Origin of the sequence: Paenibacillus sp. tmac-D7 (assembly GCF_006519665.1) — a bacterium.
In the GTDB taxonomy this organism is placed as follows: domain Bacteria; phylum Bacillota; class Bacilli; order Paenibacillales; family NBRC-103111; genus Paenibacillus_G; species Paenibacillus_G validus.
This window is the reverse complement of sequence record NZ_VIDW01000005.1, coordinates 1-15863: the sequence shown is the minus strand read 5'-3', so window position 1 is coordinate 15863 and position 15863 is coordinate 1. Positions and strand designations below refer to the sequence as shown.

Here is a 15863-nt window from a genome sequence, read left to right as displayed (position 1 = left end):
CAATACACTATTCTCATTATCTCTGATTCGTTACGGAGGGTCAAATTTCGACGCCGAGCCAGAATCATCCAAGCTCCTGTCGAAGCCCGTTGTTAATGGGCCGGCGACTACGGCGCGGCAGGTGTCGCCGCAGCCGGATTGACCGCTTCTGCTTTCGCACTGATTTCGACCGTTGCCTTGAAGTCCTGCGTCGGCCCCTTCTTCACGAAGGTCGGCAAGTTCCAAGTGACCGATACTTCATGCTTGCCCGGCGGCAAGTTGCTCACATCGAGAATGGCCTGCACATCCTGGGGCTTCAGCTTCTCGATGATCGAGGGCGCGCCTTCCACCGTCAAGTTGAGCTGACCTGACTCCGGCAGCACGACCTTCGTATTGAAGCCGTCATTCTGCCCGACGAACGATAACGGTATGGCCTCCAACGTTTTCGTCACCGACGGCACAATGCTCACACTGACTGTTACTTTATCCGGATCCAGCTGCTTCACGTCATTGCGCAGCGGAATCGTCAGCGTGAATTCCTCGTCCGCTTTCAAGTTCGTCAAGTCCACCTGCGGTCCTTCGTAAAACTCCATCCGATCCAGCACATTCTGCGCCCCGTAAACCGTTACCTTGTCGGTGCTTTGCCGTACCGAGGCTACACCAAACCCGCGCGGGGGCTCGCCGACCAGCTTGATCTGCAGCGGCACCAGCGTGAACGGACTCGTAATCGGCACTTCGACGTCCACGACTGCGGGACTGATCGTCGCCGTTTCGATGACATTGCCGTCTTTATCGAACGCCTGCAGCGTGGCATGTTTCGTTACGGCCGATGTCGCCTTCTCCACGTTCACATCAGCGCGAACCGAGTCCACTTTGTCATAGATGCGGCTCGGCACGGATACCGTCACCTGCTTCGGCTTCACAACCGGCTGCCCCGCTTTCAGGCCGACGCCCGGGATCCCCGTGACGTTAATCGTAACCGGCATCGATTTGTTCCCCTTCTCATCGATCACGACTCTCACCGTAGCCGGGGTTACTTTCACCGTCACATTCGACGGAAAGCCGACCGGTGTCAAGGGCAGCACATGCTCCCCTTTCCCCACCTTCGTCAGATCAAGCTCGACGGAGAAATTGCCGGTATTCATCACTTTCTTCAATACAGACTCACGCCCGGATAACGTGACCGTCACTTGGGGCGGATCTATCGATTCGACAAAGAACGTACTGTTGTCGTATTTCGGGGTCACCGAGACGTTCCCGATTTGCTGTTCGACGATCTCGAGACCGGTCGATCCCGTAACCGAGCCCCCGTCCATCCGGACGACCGCCCAGAGCAGAATGCCGATTGCCAGCGCCACAATTTTGATGACATTCGTATTGCGAAGCCACTGATCCATTAGTTTCGCCGCCTCCATTTCCACATGGAGCTTATCGCGCTCTTTTCCTTCGTCTTTGCCTTAGGCTTCAATTCCTCGAACATTTTCGATAACAAGGCATCTTCCTTAATATCCCGCAAAATGTGCCCGTTCATCGTCACCGATACTTGTCCCGTTTCCTCCGAGACGATAATGCACATCGCATCCGATACCTCACCCATCCCGATTGCCGCCCGGTGACGGGTCCCAAGCTCCTTGCTGATGAACGGATTCTCCGACAACGGCAAATAACAGCCGGCCGCCATCAACTGATGCCTGCGTATAATAACCGCACCGTCGTGCAGTGGCGTGTTCGGGATGAAAATGTTAATCAGCAGCTCCGAGCTGATGTGCGATTCGATCGCAATCCCCGACTCGATGTAATCGTTAAGCCCCGTCTCCCGCTCGAACACGATAAGCGCTCCGATTTTCCGCCGCGCCATGTAATCGATCGCTTTCAGCACCTCGTTAATCTTCCGGTTGACGTCCTGGTCTTCTTCCGGCGTCGACCGGCTGAACAGCTTGCCGCGCCCGAGCTGCTCGAGCGCGCGCCGAAGCTCGGGCTGGAAGATGATGATCACTCCGACGAGACCGAACGTGAACATCTGGTTCATCACCCACTGCAGCGTGTTCAATTTGAACCATGAGCTGAACGCCCACGTTACGACAACGACCAGAATCCCTTTCAACAACTGAATGGCCCTTGTTCCCCGTACGACCAGAATCAGTTTGTAGATCACATAACTCACAATTAATATATCAACGATATCTAAAATACGGATGTCCGTAATCCAATCCATCGCGTTAGCCCCCAAACCGTACCGCAGATGTTTGTCTCTCTAAGCGTGCTTCTTTATAATACCATATTTGCAACAAAAAACCCTCCCCTCTCTACAAGAGAACCGGGAGGATTACAGGAATGGGGTCGCATCATCTATTTAACGTCCGAGACTTGCGCAAGCCAGGCGTTCATTTTGTACCAAGCCCAACTGAATACTTCGTCGATTTGTTTGATTTGACCGGAGATGTGTGCGGTGGAAGCATAATTCACCGAACCGTCGATCACAACCACATTGCCTTTCACATCGCCGTCCACTTGCAATTTCCCGTTCTCCACCGTCAAATCGCCGGCCACTATACTGCCTGCCGGCACGTAAACCGTGTCCCCTTTGATGACAACCGATTGCAGATCCGGGCCTTTCACCGCCAGCACTTGATCGTCATTCCACGTCGATAGGAAGGACGAAAGCATCACCATGGCGAAGACCGCGGCAACCGACGCCGCCGGATGCTTGCGAATAAAGCGGTATAACGCATTGTGTCGTTTGACCGGGGGCAGCGCCCGCATAATCTTCTCGGTCAAATCGTCAGGTACGCTGGGCGGGGTCCAGGCGTGGACCAGCGCTTCCATCTTTTCGTACTCCTGCAGACGCGCCCGGCAATCCGCACATCCAAGCAAATGCTCCTTCAACTGCGAGGACTGAGCAGCGCTCAAGCCTCCGTCCAAGTATTCGTGCAACAAAGGGAGGGCTTCCTTGCAATCCATCTTGAGCCACTCCTTTCTTCTGTGTCCCTAATCCGTCGTGTAATACCATACGCAGCAGCAACGAAGTCGTTTCAAAAAAACTAAATCAGCGTTTCCAATTTTTTTCGCAAGTATTCCCGGCCCCGATGCAGTCTTGTCTTAATCGTCGTAACCGGCATCGACAGTGCCTCGCTGATCTCCTGTAGCGACAAATCCTGCAAGTACCGCAGCACGACGACCGCCTTATATTTCTCCGGCAGCGTATCGATCGAATCGCGAATTTGCGCCTGCGTCTCCGATAGCTCCACATGCTGGTCCGGCGTTTGATCGTTGCTCGCCAGCGTGGAATACCAGTCGTTGCCTTCTCCGTCGTTCATCTCTGCATCCAGCGAGTAAGTGATCTTCCTCTTGCGGAGCCTGTCAATGCACAGATTGGTGCCGATCCGGTAAATCCAGGTGGAGAACTTCTGCTGATCGTCATACCGCTCTAAATTTGTATACACGCGCAAAAACGTCTCCTGCACGATTTCCTCCGCTTCATGGCGGTTGTGCAGCATCCGGTATGCGAGATGATAAATTTTATCTTTATACAGCTCCACCAATTCGGCGAAAGCCGCTCGATCCCCGCCTCGGGCGAGCTTGGCGAGCCGGGTGTCCATATGATTCACCGATCTACCTCCACTCCGAACGTTGCCTCGTCTGAGCTCCAGGTCCGTTCAGATTGTTCAGGACGACGCCGTTCTTTCCGCGTTCACTATTCCTGTCAATATGCACAGCATACCAAACCACTATACCCCCTGTACAGTCTCATGCAAAAGAAAATACACCGACACGGCCGCAGCTGCCGCCGCCGCGGGCCTGTTCACCAAAAGCCACACTTCCGACATAATCATCAATACGGCGGTCAGGTAGCTAAGTTTCAGCCGGCGACGGATAACGATCGCGCCTATCGCACCGTCATCCAAATACATGGAAATAGCAGCACGTCGCCGGTGACGCATCAAGCTTCGTCAAAGCGGTCTATACTATATGGTACACAGCATAGAAAGGCCGGGTGGCATGATGGAATCAAGCTCCCGGCCCTGTCGTATGTTATTTCAAAATGACGGGAGATCCTCCGTCGATCAACCCGTATTCCGCAAGCCGGCCGCAATGCCGTTAATAGTCAGCAGCACCTCGCGCAGCAGGAGCGGATCGTCTTCGCCGCCGTCCTCGCGCGTTGCGCGAAGCTCCGACAACAAGTCGACCTGCATGTAAGAGAGCGGGTCTACATAAGGATTACGAAGGCGAATCGACTCTTGGATAACCGGCACGTTATCGAGAATTTCCTGTTGTCCGGTAATTTGCAGGATCAAATCGGAGGTTCGCCGGTACTCCTCCTCGATCAGCTCATATATACGCTTCGCGACCTGCTGGTCCTTGATCATGCTGCCGTATTCCTTGGCAATCAACAGGTCCGCTTTCGCTAAAGCCATCTGCAAGTTGTCGATTAAGCCGCGGAAGAACGACCAGTTGTTATACATATCCTGCATGGTGGCCAAGTGTTCCGGCTTTTCCTGATAGTAGCTGTATAATCCGGTGCCGGCCGCATACCAGGCTGGCAGCAAATAACGGCACTGCGTCCATGCGAACACCCATGGGATCGCGCGTAAGTCTTCGAAACGATCGCTGTTCTTCCGTTTCGAAGGACGGGAACCGATGTTCAGCTCGCCGATCTCCGGCAGCGGCGTCGATTCCTTGAAGAACGACATGAAATCCGCATCGCGGAAAATCAAATCCTGATACTTCTGCTGCGCCTTCTCCGAGATCCCCCGCATAATGGATTCATACCGCTCCTCCGAAGCGTCTTGCTGCGGATTGCGGGCCCACAGCGCGCTCGTAATGAGCGCCGAGGTTGCCTGCTCCAAGCTGCGGTAGGCGATGCCTTTAATCGAATAACGGGACGAGAGCACTTCGCCCTGCTCCGTAATTTTGATCCCGCCGCCGACCGTGTCCGCCGGCTGGGCCAGGATGCTGCGGTTCAGCGGCATGCCGCCGCGACCGAGCGCTCCCCCGCGGCCGTGGAAGAACTTCAGCTTCACGTCGTATTTCTTCGCTGCGGCCGTGATGCTGCGGAGCGCTACGCGCAGCTCCCAGTTAGCGGTAATAACGCCGCCGTCCTTATTGCTGTCGGAATAGCCGAGCATAATTTCCTGCAGGTTGTTCCTGCTTGCCAGGCTTTTACGATACGCCGGAATTTGATACAGCGTGGACATAATGTCCGGCGCGGCATGCAGGTCGTCGATCGTCTCGAATAACGGTACGGACTGCAGCGTGCAGGTGACGGACCCGTCCGCTTCGTGCAGGTACAATCCCGCTTCTTTGGCGAACACCAGAACTTCAAGCAAATCGCTCGAGCCTTGGGTCATACTGATCAAGTAGCTGGAAATGCAAGCACGGCCGAATTCGGCTTGCGCCTTCTGAATGACGCGGTACACGTCCAGACACTCTTGCGTCGACTCGCTGTATTTGATATACGGCGATGTAATCGGCCGCGGCTCGTTCAACAGCGCTGTCAGCAGCTCGATCTTTTCCTGCTCCGACAGCGCGGCATAGTTCGGACAGATGCTCATGCCGGCTAAAATTTCCGTCATCGCCGACTCGTGCTCCTTGCTGTGCTGGCGCACGTCAAGAGTGGCCAGATGGAAGCCGAACAGCTCCACTTGGCGAATCAGTTTCTGTACATATGCATCGGCGATGAAATCTGCATAGTGATTGCGCAAGCTGCGCTCAATCACTTGCAAATCGGCCATGAATTGATCCGGATTCGTATATTTTTTCTTGTCCGCTATATTGGGGTTTCCGCTGTTGCGAATTTTCTCGATCATGAACCGCACCTTGATGCGGTAAGGCTCTTTCTCATTGCGCCAGCCTTCGTCGTTCGACAAATCTACCGTTTTACGGTCCTGCTCGATCGAGTCGAGAAGCTCGCCGGTCACTTCGACGATATTTTTGCTGAAGCTCATATGGGCCATCAGCTTTCGCAGCTCTTCCTCATATTTCTCGAGCGCCAGCTTGCGGTGCATGGTTAGGGTTTGCCACGTAATATCCGACGTCACGGAAGGATTGCCGTCCCGATCTCCGCCGATCCAGGAACCGAACTTGAGGAAGGTCGGCACGTGCCACGATTCCTCCGGATAATATTTCAACAGGCAGCGCTCCAACTCCTGATACACCTGCGGGAGCACGTCGAACAACGTCTCGTCAAAATAATAAAGTCCGTTGTTCACCTCGTCAATGACGGTCGGTTTGCGATCGCGCAATTCATCGGTCTGCCAGAGGGTGATGACTTCACCGAGCAACTGCTCGCGAAGCTGCTCCCGTTCACGGAATGTGAGATTCGGATTATCGAGCTCCTCCACGTCTTTGGCGATGCGTTGGTGAATGTCGAGCACGGCCCGTCTCGTCGCCTCCGTCGGATGCGCAGTCATCACCAGCTCGAGCGAAATGCCGGAGATCATCTCTTGCACTTCCGGGGCGGAGATGTTCAAGCTCTTCAACTCGCGCACGACGTCCTCGATCGACCCCGGCTGCACATTCTCGCCGGCGGTACGCTCATAATCGCGCTTACGGCGAATGCGGTGATTTTGCTCCGCTATATTGATTAATTGGAAATAAATCGCGAAGGCCCGAATCACCTGGTGGCGAATTTCCGGAGCCAGTCCGCTCACCGTTTCCTTTAATTCCTTGTACATTTCCGGCGTGTATTGGGCACGCAGAGCTTTACTCATCTCTCTGATTTTCTCTACGATGGTAAACAGCGTATTACCGCCCTGATGCACAAGCACCTCGCCCAAAATATGCCCCAAAAACCTTACGTCTCGGCGCAGCAAATTGTTGGACGTGTTTTTGTTGATAATTGCAGTTGAGTCCGACATGGTTTTCCTCCATCCTAAACAAGCAAGTCATAACCTCTATTTTAACACAACCCTGGACAAGCATGTAGTCCATTTATGCGCTAAAGCGAAAAAAACATCTTATTCCGATTCGGATTACCCGCACTCCCAAATTATTCGTTCTCCGATGAGGATGATTTTGGAAAGCTTACGGTCTTCAAGGTGCTTGGTTAGGGTTACTTTCATGTTTTACCCATTCTCCCTGTTTATAACCACCGATCTTCGGTTTCATAAGTCCGTAGTGATTTCATATACGATGAACGCAGGGGGCTGCTATGCTGCGGGAATGTCTGTATCACGCGACTCGCAATAATTTGGGGTTATGCGTTATGACGAGGACCATCCGGCTGCGGACGAAGCGCGGCGATGTCGAGGAAGCAGTGCTTATCGCGGGGGACAAGTCGAGTGGGATTTGACTTACATCGAGCAGAACATGACGCTCATCGCTTCGGATGCACGGTTCGATTACTGGGAAACCGCAGTAAAGCCCGCTTTTAAACGATTTTCCTACGGGTATCGGGTAAGTGCGGCCGATGAAACGGCATGGCTCGTGGAAACGGGTGTTCATGGTGAGCTGCCTGTCCCGTCTGGAGGCTATTATGACTTTCCGTGCCTAAATTAAACACGGTTCACCCGGAGGTCAAAGACTACTTGCTGGAAGGAGCTGATTATTGGATTCGCGAGGTCGGCATCGACGGCTGGCGTCTTGCTGTGGCCAACGAGGTTGACCACCGGTTTTGGCGGGAATTTCGCATGAGGGTCAAGGATGCAAAGCCGGACGCGTTCATTGTCGGAGAAGAGCCTGAATATTATAGCACCTAAGTATTTTATGCCAATTATAATTTGGTATATTAACTTTCCATTTTCGGCAGCATGGAGGCAAACGTATCAGGAGTGGCCTCTAATGAAGCTGAGAAAGCAAGCAAACGAAAGGGGATTTCGCAATCAAAGCATGGTCGGGAGATCCATGTTTCCTTGAAGCACTACCCAAACCTTGAATATGGGACACCTAATCCGACCGTGACAATAGCCCTCCATATATGCGAGATTCTTAAAGTGGACCTTCGAACGATTGACGAGTGGAACGACCGTAGGCAACCGTCTTGACGGGCTGGTATTATCCCCTCGAAGAAGACTGGAATGTGGACAGCGGAGATACGCTGCGCAAAAACGCCCGCGCGGCGGACATCGTAAAGGAAGCGACTCCCGCGAAGCTTCCACGGACGCCGCACGTGCTGCTGCATGGCGGAGAGAACAGAGAGCAGACGGTAGCGGCGCTTCCCGAGATTATCCGTTACTACAAGGCTCGGACTACCGTTTCGCGAAGCTTGACGCGGACGTAGAGCCGGTGCAGTTCCGCTGTAGCCCCGGATCACTCGCAGTCCGGCCGATGACGGAGGAGCGGTTCGCTGGTCTGCTTTCGGAGGCGCGACAGGTCGCAGCGGCAAGGGAAGTCGGTACAGAGGTTCCTCTGATATCGGAGGGCTTGGAGACAGAGGGGCCGCCGCCTGCGGCTGGAGCGGCCAACGATCGGCTCCAAGGGCTCCTGTGGGCCCAGTCGGCAGTCGTGCTCGCGACGCCGGTTATCGTTGGCCTGTCTTCCTATACTGGATATCGCTTGCGATGAATATAGCCGGCTTCCCGCAGGTCATCGCCATTCCGTTTCTTCCGCTTCCCTAACGGCCCGTTTCCCGAGCTGGACAATCACCAAGTCCTCCATCGGAGGGTTGTGAAGGCCGAACCGTACGTCGCGGTATAAACGCTGCAGCGGATGAGATTGTGCAAGCCCGTGAGCGCCGACGATCCGCATCGCCTTGTCAACGACGGACTGCGCCGTCTGCAACGCGAACGCTTTGACCGCTGCCAGCTCCGGAATAAGCGTAGACGCCTCCGGTCTTCCCCGCAGCTCGTCCCAACGGGCGGCTATCGCGTATAAATAATGACGGCTCACGGATAGCTCCAAGTCAATCTGGCCCAACTGCTGCTCGACATTCGGCGCGTATAGAATAGCGTGCGGCAGCGAGTTCGGTTGATAGGCCTTGGCGAACTTCAGCGCTTCCTTGCGAGCGGCCAGCGCGATCCCCAGGTAACAAGCCGGGATGTGCAGCAGATACGGACTGGGAGACTGATGGTAAGCTTTCTTCGCTGTATAGACCAGCGCATCCTCCGGAACGGTCACATCTTCCAGGACGAGATCATGACTGGCAGTGCCCCGCATCCCGACCATCCGCCAAGTCGGATCGATCGACAGCCCAGCCGTTTCGCGCGGTACGAGGAATTCCGTCTCCGAATCGTCCAGCACAGCCGTTACGATAAAATAGTCGAGCACCGGCGACAGCGTCGTAAACGTCTTGCGGCCGTTCAACCGGTAAGCGCCGTCTGGCAGACGCTCCGCCGTCGTACGAGGCTTGCCGCCCCGTGCCGGACTGCCTGAATCCGCTTCGGTAGCAGCCCGGTTGACGAGCGCTCCGCGCTCGACCACGTCGCGGCACAGAGCGGCGTAGACTTCATCGTTCCAGGGGCGCTTCTCGTTGAGATCGAATATGACTCCAAGATGCCAGCCCATGCCCAGCGCGATCGCCGCATCGCCTTGTGCCAAGCGCTCCTGCAGAAGCACGAACTCGTACAAGGAGATATCGAGTCCGCCCCATTCGGAAGGAACAGTGTAAGCCGGGAAACCAGCCTTGCGCAGCGCATCGATGTGCGGGTAAGCGAAGCTGTTGCTCTCATCAGCTGCCTGGGCCCCTTCGATGAACGTATCGGCCAGTTCGCCGATCAGCGAGAACCGCTCCTCTTGCTCCGGCGTTCGTATAAACATCCGTTCTAGTCCACTCATATGACGTCAGCTCCAGTCGATTCGGTTGTGATTCTCATGATGCGATCCAACACCTTTTTCTCTAATTGGCTGAACACCGGATCCGCGGTCGTCCTTGGACGGGGCAGCGGATTCGCCAGATCCAGCGCGACCGCTCCGTCTTCGATCAGAATGATGCGATCCGCGAGATTGATCGCTTCCGTCACGTCATGCGTGACGAGCAGCGTCGTGAACCGCTGCTCCTGCCACAGCCGCTCGATCAAGTGCTGCATATCCAGTCGGGTTAGCGCATCAAGCGCGCCCAGAGGTTCGTCGAGCAGCAGCAGACGGGGGTTGCGGATAAGCGCCCGGGCGAGGGCCACCCGCTGCTTCTGGCCGCCCGACAGAACGGAGGGCCACTCCTCGGCGCGGCCTACCAGACCGACTTGCCGGAGCCGCGCTTCCGCCCGCTTCCGCCAATCTCCCCTCAAGCCGATGCCGACGTTGTCGATCACCTTTTTCCACGGAAGCAGTCTCGCCTCCTGGAACATAACCGTCGTGCCCGGCGATATTCCCGACAACGGCTCGCCATCGATGAACGCCAGACCCTCCGTTTGCCGCTCCAAACCGGCGATGAGCCGCAGCAGCGTGCTCTTGCCGCTTCCGCTGCGTCCGATGATAGCGACGAACTGTCCGGGCTCCAGTGAGAGATCCAGCCCGCGAAGCACTGCGGTGTCGTTAAAAACCTTGCCCAATTGCCGCAGCTCAATCTTCGCGCCCGACTTGCCGCGAGGCGCTTCCTCCGGGTAGACCGCTTCAGCTGAGATAGCCATATGCATCCCTCTTCCTTGGTTAGGGTTGATAAGCTGCATTCCAGCGCAGCAAACGTCGTTCGAGCAGCTTGGCCGCCAGATCGGCCACCTTGCCGAACAGCGCATATAGAATAATGCTGAGGATGATGATGTCGGCTTGCATGAATTCACGGGCATTCATGGCCAGGTAGCCGATGCCTTCATTTGTGGCGATCGTCTCGGCGACGATCAAGGTCAGCCACATGACGCCAAGCGCATAGCGCAGTCCGACGAAGATCGAAGGCAGCGCGCCCGGCAGAAGGATGTGGAGGAAAATCTCCCAGGGCTTCAGTCCGTAGACATTGCCCATCTCGATATAATCGCCGCCAACGCTCCGGATGCCGTGATATGTATTGACGTAAACCGGGAACAGAACGCCGATCGCGACAAGAAATACTCTCGACGTTTCGCCGATCCCGATCCAGATGATGACGAGCGGAACGAGGGCCAGATGGGGGATGTTCCGAATCATCTGGATCGTCGTATCGAACAGCCTGTACGACGTCTTAAAGATCGCATTGACAACACCGAGCAGGAAGCCGAGACCGCCGCCGATCAGCAAGCCGACCAGCGCCCTTTGCAGGCTGATGCCCATGTGATGCGACAACTGCCCCGAGGATAGCAGCTTCCAGCCGGCCTCGGCGATCGTCAGCGGCGACGGAAACAGCTTGGCAGATACGAATTGAAGCGAAGAAACAATTTGCCAAGCGATGACGATCAGGACCGGAACCAGCCAGGGGAGCATCACGTCCACCGCTATACGTCGGTAGTCCGGGCGATTTTGTCGCGAGTTCGGTTTCATGCAGATCCCTTCTTTCCGTTTACCGCATCGGTAAGTTTAAGTTCGGAATTAACCCTGATAGTAGTTTTCTTACTTGCTTACATTCGGCTTCCACGGCACGTCTACGGGCATCAGCTTGCTGACATCCAATTTTTCCGGAATCAGACCGATGCGGTGGAACGCGTCCGCCAGCTGCTGCTGGGGCGCGATGGTATCCCGCGTGATCGCTTCGACGCCGAACGTGCGCCGTCCGACCGCGGTGCGGATCGCCTGCTCGTCGATGCCGAGCTCCTGCGTCAGCAGCTTGACAACTTCCTCTTTGTTACCGTTCGCCCACTTGTCGGAGACATCGGTTTCCTCGAGGATCATCTTGACCAGACCCGGGTACTTGCTTGTGAACTCACTGGTCGAATAGTAGAAGGTGCGGTTGGGCGAATAATCCGCGCCGTCGGTTAGCGTGACCGGCTTCAAGTCGTTTTGCACGGTGGCGAAGAAAGGATCCCAGGAACCCAAGGCATCAACCTGCTTCGTCTCGAATACGGCGCGTCCTTCGGAAGCGTCTTTGACGTACACATATTGGACGTCGTTGGCCTTCAAGCCGACTCTTTCCAGCGCCAGCACCGTCAGGTAGTGGTGGTTGCCCCCCTTGATGACAGCGACCTTCTTGCCCTTCAGATCCGTGATCGTTTGGATCGGCGAATCCTTGAGCACCATGATGCCCATACCTTCCGGGTTCGGCAGATCATTGCCCACGTAGACGAAGGTCTTGCCGCCCGCCTGAGCAAATACGCCTGAGCCGTCCGCCGCGTTGCCGTAGTCGATTTGGCCGGCAGCGAGAGCCTCCATGACGTTATTGCCGCCGGGGAAGACGTTCCATTCGACGGAAATGCCAAGATCTTTGAGCCGCTTATCGAGATTTCCGTGCGCTTTGAGGATGTTCAGCGTATTGCCTTTCTGATAGCCAATCCGGATGACCTTCGGATAGTTACTCGCCGGGGCGGATGCGCTTGGTGCGGTCGAAGCCGCAGGGGCTGTAGAAGCTGCCGATTGCGTATTCTTATCTCCTCCGCTTCCGCAGCCCGTCAGAGCGGTTACCAGCAGCAGGGCGGCGCCGGCAAGCAGCGAGGAAAAGCGGGATTTTTTCGAAAATCGCCATTGCGATAAAAAGTCCATCGTGAATACACGCTCCTTATGAATGTAATGAGAAAGCTTGCCAATCCAACTCCGGGCTCGTCTCGCCGGACGCGAGTGTCGTGCCCAACGCTTCGCCGATCGCGCTGGCGAACTTGAAGCCGTGGCCCGAGCCGCCTCCGGCAAACCACAAGCCTGATCTCCCTGGGACTTCCCCGATCAGAAAACGTTCCCCAGGCGATCGCTCATACAAGCAGACCTGCCCGCTGCGCAAACGGCGGACGTCCGGGAGAAAACGATTCAGAGCGTAGCGCAGCTCTGATTCATCCTCGGCGTAAGCGCCGAAAGCCGGCAGCGGATTTCCATATACCGCCGTTACGCCACCGTCGTGGCGTCCGATCTTCAGACCACCGCCGTCCAGGTCGGGGAATCCGAAATACTCCTCATCCCCGCCATTATTGATAATAAATGCGGGCAGTTGCCCGCTTCCGTACTGTTCGCGGGGAGCTTCGAACCAACCGACCGCTTTGCGAATCGGCGTTACTGCCTCCAGTTGCGGAAGCAGTCTGCCGATCCAGGCTCCTCCGCTTGCCAATACCCGCTTGGCGTAATAATCTCCGCCCGTCGTCCGGATGACATAGCCATCCGGCGTCGCTTCAATCGACAGCGCCTCTGTATAGGGGAGCAGCCTCGCGGCATGCCGAAGTGCCAGCTCGCGGTAGACGCGAAGGATGCGCTCGCTGTGCAGTACGCCGGCATTCGGCTCATAGAGAGCTTCCATCGAATCGGGAACGAACAGACCTGGCCACTCTTCTCTTGCTTCTGCCGCGGTCAGCCGCCGGTGCGCGATGCCGAATTCGATGCAGCTCTCAAGCTTGCTTCGGATGAAGCGGGAGCTGATCGGACCGATACTGACGACTCCCGTACATTCGAACAACGGCCCCGAACTGAAATCCTGCTCCGTACGCAGGCTTGCATAGTCCTGCTCCAATTCATGCCAGAGAGCGTTAGCCCGCAGAGCCAGACGGACGTACGCGGCGCCCATCGTATAAGCCGCCCGGAATATCCGGGTTCCGCCATGGTGGCTGCCGAGGGTATGAGGCGGGTCGCCTGAGTCGATCATCAGAACGCGCGCACCCGCCTTGGCTGCGTAATATCCTGCGCTCATGCCGAACGATCCGGCCCCCGCCACGATCACGTCATAATCGGCATGCATGTTCATTCACCTCCGAGATGCCTCTTTACAGTTCTGATATTTAAAATTATAATTCCTATGTGAACACTTGGAAATAGCGCACTTTCTCGAAACCTGGTTTCCAAATAGATACCGATTCAGGAGGGGACGGCATGAGCTTGCCCAAAAAAACGTTCTTATGCGAAAAGGAATTGACGATATCGGTTATCAGCGGCAAATGGAAGCCAATGATTCTCTGGTACCTGGGTCAACAGGAAACAAGGCGGTTCTGCGAGCTGAAGAAGATGCTTCTGCCCGTCACGCAAAAAATATTAACGAACCAGCTACGGGAGCTGGAGGAAGACCTGCTGATTCGCCGCGAAGTGTATCCGGTGTATCCAGCGAAAGTCGAGTATTCTCTCACCGAACACGGCAAATCGATTATCCCTATATTGGAAATGATGAAAAAGTGGGGCGACAACTACAAGCAGTCTGTCGTCGGCTACGAGGTGGAGATCAAGGACCCGAACTGGGAGCAGATTGCCGAGCAGTCTTAATCTCCGCCGATCTTGACGCTTTTTTCGCATTTGGATATTTAGGGAAGGTTATTGGCGGCCTGTACAACCAAATTGACCGGGTGCCGGATCCTTGACCTCGGCGTTCTACAGCGAGCTGCTGCCTTATTCGACGTCGGTGGGCAAGCACGCGAGTTTGAACCCAGGGTATCGTCTTCCCCGGCTGTCCATCGAGCGTCAACGGCGAGGACTCGCCGAAGGTCGATCCGGGTGTTTACGAGCTGGGCGTGCCGTTGCTCGATATCTGCTGCGGCATGCAGCTGATGTCGTACCAACTGGACGGTAAGGTCGAGTGTGCGGACAAGCGCGGGTACGGAAGAGCGGAAGGCGATTTCAAGCCGCACAGACGGCAGACGTGTATCTTTATTGACCACGGCCTGCTGCGCAATGGTGAAGCGGAAGGCGTCATGGAGACGTCTGTTTATCGGGGAGATCGATATGAAGGTCGTCAAGATCGTGCGCGACCGGTTGCTCGGCAAGCTTGCCGGCGTGTCCGATCCGGAGAACAAGCGCAAAATTACGGGCCACGAGTTCGTCTCCAACGTTTAAAATCCACTGATTTTTTCCTCAAAGAAAGTTTGGCTCCCTGGAAAAACAAAAAAAACCTTCATCATACAAAGGTTTTTGGCGCTTAAAAGTATGGAGCGGGTGATGGGAATCGAACCCACGCTACCAGCTTGGAAGGCTGGAGTTCTACCATTGAACTACACCCGCATATTGCTTCAACATTGAAGTTAAAAAATGGTCGGGACGACACGATTTGAACATGCGACCCCCTGGTCCCAAACCAGGTGCTCTACCAAGCTGAGCTACGTCCCGTTGTAATAATCCTATGAATTGAAAATGGCGTGCCCTGAGAGATTCGAACTCCCGACCTTTTGATTCGTAGTCAAACGCTCTATCCGGCTGAGCTAAGGGCACATATACATGAGTGAAAAAAATGGAGCGGAAGACGGGATTCGAACCCGCGACCCTCGCCTTGGCAAGGCGATGCTCTACCCCTGAGCCACTTCCGCAACAATATGGTGCGCGTAGAGGGACTTGAACCCCCACGGTCTCCCGCCAGATCCTAAGTCTGGTGCGTCTGCCAATTCCGCCATACGCGCATGCGTGATCTTAATGGTGAGCCATGTAGGACTCGAACCTACGACACCCTGATTAAAAGTCAGGTGCTCTACCAACTGAGCTAATGGCTCACGCATGGCTGGGGATCTAGGATTCGAACCTAGGCATGACGGAGTCAAAGTCCGTTGCCTTACCGCTTGGCTAATCCCCATTGTGATAAAAGCTGGTGCCGCCGAGAGGACTTGAACCCCCAACCTACTGATTACAAGTCAGTTGCTCTACCAATTGAGCTACAGCGGCATGGTGGAGGCTGACGGGATCGAACCGCCGACCCTCTGCTTGTAAGGCAGATGCTCTCCCAGCTGAGCTAAGCCTCCATGATGGTGACCCGTAGGGGATTCGAACCCCTGTTACCTCCGTGAAAGGGAGGTGTCTTAACCCCTTGACCAACGGGCCTCGTGGAGCTTCCAACCGGGATCGAACCGGTGACCTCATCCTTACCATGGATGCACTCTACCTACTGAGCTATGGAAGCATGGCTCCCCGAACAGGACTCGAACCTGTGACAACTCGATTAACAGTCGAGTGCTCTACCAACTGAGCTATCAGGGAACGTTACGAATGATAATAAATTTACT

13 protein-coding genes, 12 tRNA genes and 3 pseudogenes are annotated in these 15863 nt (G+C 55.4%); 6 read left to right on the top strand and 22 right to left on the bottom strand.

What is annotated here, in order from left to right:
- Positions 1–107: 107 nt before the first annotated feature.
- The 5 genes from FKP33_RS05100 to ppc form a co-directional block, all read right to left on the bottom strand.
- Positions 108–1376, bottom strand: coding sequence for a CdaR family protein (locus tag FKP33_RS05100; RefSeq protein ID WP_141334079.1), 1269 nt, complete (start codon positions 1374–1376; stop codon positions 108–110).
- Entirely contained in the window at positions 1376–2194 is an 819-nt protein-coding gene (cdaA, locus tag FKP33_RS05095; RefSeq protein WP_127607612.1) for a diadenylate cyclase CdaA, read from the bottom strand. The genes FKP33_RS05100 and cdaA overlap by 1 nt, the downstream gene beginning before the upstream one ends.
- Before the next feature lie 134 nt (positions 2195–2328).
- On the bottom strand, positions 2329–2940 hold the full coding sequence (locus FKP33_RS05090; protein WP_054798261.1) for a zf-HC2 domain-containing protein: 612 nt from the start codon (positions 2938–2940) through the stop codon (positions 2329–2331).
- Between the two features lie 80 nt (positions 2941–3020).
- A complete protein-coding gene (gene sigW, locus FKP33_RS05085; protein WP_155615828.1) occupies positions 3021–3578 on the bottom strand; it encodes an RNA polymerase sigma factor SigW in 558 nt (185 codons plus the stop codon).
- 465 nt (positions 3579–4043) lie between these two features.
- Positions 4044–6836 carry a phosphoenolpyruvate carboxylase gene (gene ppc, locus FKP33_RS05080; protein ID WP_127607608.1) on the bottom strand — a complete coding sequence of 931 codons (2793 nt, stop codon included), beginning with the start codon at positions 6834–6836 and terminating at the stop codon, positions 4044–4046.
- A gap of 293 nt (positions 6837–7129) precedes the next feature.
- On the opposite strand from ppc, the pseudogene FKP33_RS05070 reads away from it, so the two are divergent.
- The 4 genes and pseudogenes from FKP33_RS05070 (at position 7130) to FKP33_RS26995 (ending at position 8481) form a co-directional block, all read left to right on the top strand.
- Positions 7130–7476 (top strand): annotated as a pseudogene (locus FKP33_RS05070) (alpha amylase N-terminal ig-like domain-containing protein).
- Positions 7464–7652 (top strand): annotated as a pseudogene (locus FKP33_RS05065) (alpha-amylase family glycosyl hydrolase); the annotation flags it as partial. The pseudogenes FKP33_RS05070 and FKP33_RS05065, both read left to right, overlap by 13 nt.
- Positions 7653–7996: 344 nt before the next feature.
- A complete protein-coding gene (locus tag FKP33_RS05055) occupies positions 7997–8197 on the top strand; it encodes a polysaccharide deacetylase family protein (protein ID WP_141334074.1) in 201 nt (66 codons plus the stop codon).
- Between the two features lie 5 nt (positions 8198–8202).
- Entirely contained in the window at positions 8203–8481 is a 279-nt protein-coding gene (locus tag FKP33_RS26995) for a hypothetical protein (RefSeq protein ID WP_155615825.1), read from the top strand.
- Positions 8482–8502: 21 nt separating this feature from the next.
- On the opposite strand, the gene FKP33_RS05050 is transcribed toward FKP33_RS26995, so the two are convergent.
- From FKP33_RS05050 to solA, 5 genes are all read right to left on the bottom strand, one after another.
- Positions 8503–9690 carry an acyl-CoA dehydrogenase family protein gene (locus FKP33_RS05050; RefSeq protein WP_054800320.1) on the bottom strand — a complete coding sequence of 396 codons (1188 nt, stop codon included), beginning with the start codon at positions 9688–9690 and terminating at the stop codon, positions 8503–8505.
- Positions 9687–10481: an ATP-binding cassette domain-containing protein gene (locus tag FKP33_RS05045; RefSeq protein ID WP_141334073.1), complete on the bottom strand. Its 795-nt coding sequence runs from the start codon at positions 10479–10481 to the stop codon at positions 9687–9689. Before FKP33_RS05045 ends, FKP33_RS05050 begins: the two co-directional genes overlap by 4 nt.
- 19 nt (positions 10482–10500) lie before the next feature.
- A complete protein-coding gene (locus FKP33_RS05040) occupies positions 10501–11301 on the bottom strand; it encodes an ABC transporter permease subunit (protein WP_141334072.1) in 801 nt (266 codons plus the stop codon).
- Between the two features lie 69 nt (positions 11302–11370).
- Positions 11371–12453: a sulfonate ABC transporter substrate-binding protein gene (locus tag FKP33_RS05035; RefSeq protein WP_141334071.1), complete on the bottom strand. Its 1083-nt coding sequence runs from the start codon at positions 12451–12453 to the stop codon at positions 11371–11373.
- A gap of 16 nt (positions 12454–12469) precedes the next feature.
- The gene (gene solA, locus FKP33_RS05030) at positions 12470–13627 is read right to left on the bottom strand and encodes an N-methyl-L-tryptophan oxidase (RefSeq protein ID WP_181410047.1); all 1158 of its coding nucleotides are present in this window, start codon (positions 13625–13627) and stop codon (positions 12470–12472) included.
- 131 nt (positions 13628–13758) lie between these two features.
- On the opposite strand from solA, the gene FKP33_RS05025 reads away from it, so the two are divergent.
- Positions 13759–14142, top strand: coding sequence for a winged helix-turn-helix transcriptional regulator (locus FKP33_RS05025; protein ID WP_141334069.1), 384 nt, complete (start codon positions 13759–13761; stop codon positions 14140–14142).
- A gap of 50 nt (positions 14143–14192) precedes the next feature.
- Positions 14193–14697: pseudogene (locus FKP33_RS05020) on the top strand (glutamine amidotransferase-related protein); the annotation flags it as partial.
- A 103-nt stretch (positions 14698–14800) separates the two neighbouring features.
- On the opposite strand, the gene FKP33_RS05015 reads toward FKP33_RS05020, so the two are convergent.
- The 12 genes from FKP33_RS05015 to FKP33_RS04960 form a co-directional block, all read right to left on the bottom strand.
- Positions 14801–14874 (bottom strand) — tRNA-Gly (locus tag FKP33_RS05015).
- A 28-nt stretch (positions 14875–14902) separates the two neighbouring features.
- Positions 14903–14979 (bottom strand) — tRNA-Pro (locus FKP33_RS05010).
- 25 nt (positions 14980–15004) lie between these two features.
- Positions 15005–15081, bottom strand: a tRNA-Arg gene (locus tag FKP33_RS05005).
- Between the two features lie 20 nt (positions 15082–15101).
- A tRNA-Gly gene (locus FKP33_RS05000) sits at positions 15102–15176 on the bottom strand.
- Positions 15177–15183: 7 nt separating this feature from the next.
- Positions 15184–15266: transfer RNA gene (locus FKP33_RS04995), tRNA-Leu, on the bottom strand.
- Positions 15267–15280: 14 nt separating this feature from the next.
- Positions 15281–15356: transfer RNA gene (locus tag FKP33_RS04990), tRNA-Lys, on the bottom strand.
- 5 nt (positions 15357–15361) lie between these two features.
- Positions 15362–15436: transfer RNA gene (locus FKP33_RS04985), tRNA-Gln, on the bottom strand.
- 13 nt (positions 15437–15449) lie between these two features.
- Positions 15450–15525 (bottom strand) — tRNA-Thr (locus tag FKP33_RS04980).
- A 1-nt stretch (position 15526) separates the two neighbouring features.
- A tRNA-Val gene (locus tag FKP33_RS04975) sits at positions 15527–15602 on the bottom strand.
- Between the two features lie 4 nt (positions 15603–15606).
- Positions 15607–15681, bottom strand: a tRNA-Glu gene (locus FKP33_RS04970).
- A 3-nt stretch (positions 15682–15684) separates the two neighbouring features.
- A tRNA-Thr gene (locus FKP33_RS04965) sits at positions 15685–15760 on the bottom strand.
- Between the two features lies 1 nt (position 15761).
- Positions 15762–15837, bottom strand: a tRNA-Asn gene (locus tag FKP33_RS04960).
- Positions 15838–15863: the final 26 nt, after the last annotated feature.

Excerpts from the sequence above, each read along its gene's own strand:
- ppc (WP_127607608.1), bottom strand. The coding sequence starts at position 6,836 with ATGTCGGACTCAACTGCAATTATCAACAAAAACACGTCCAACAATTTG.
- FKP33_RS05100 (WP_141334079.1), bottom strand. The coding sequence starts at position 1,376 with ATGGATCAGTGGCTTCGCAATACGAATGTCATCAAAATTGTGGCGCTG.
- FKP33_RS05090 (WP_054798261.1), bottom strand. The coding sequence starts at position 2,940 with ATGGATTGCAAGGAAGCCCTCCCTTTGTTGCACGAATACTTGGACGGA.
- FKP33_RS05035 (WP_141334071.1), bottom strand. The coding sequence starts at position 12,453 with ATGGACTTTTTATCGCAATGGCGATTTTCGAAAAAATCCCGCTTTTCC.
- sigW (WP_155615828.1), bottom strand. The coding sequence starts at position 3,578 with ATGGACACCCGGCTCGCCAAGCTCGCCCGAGGCGGGGATCGAGCGGCT.
- FKP33_RS05040 (WP_141334072.1), bottom strand. The coding sequence starts at position 11,301 with ATGAAACCGAACTCGCGACAAAATCGCCCGGACTACCGACGTATAGCG.
- cdaA (WP_127607612.1), bottom strand. The coding sequence starts at position 2,194 with ATGGATTGGATTACGGACATCCGTATTTTAGATATCGTTGATATATTA.
- FKP33_RS05025 (WP_141334069.1), top strand. The coding sequence starts at position 13,759 with ATGAGCTTGCCCAAAAAAACGTTCTTATGCGAAAAGGAATTGACGATA.
- solA (WP_181410047.1), bottom strand. The coding sequence starts at position 13,627 with ATGCATGCCGATTATGACGTGATCGTGGCGGGGGCCGGATCGTTCGGC.
- FKP33_RS05045 (WP_141334073.1), bottom strand. The coding sequence starts at position 10,481 with ATGGCTATCTCAGCTGAAGCGGTCTACCCGGAGGAAGCGCCTCGCGGC.
- FKP33_RS05050 (WP_054800320.1), bottom strand. The coding sequence starts at position 9,690 with ATGAGTGGACTAGAACGGATGTTTATACGAACGCCGGAGCAAGAGGAG.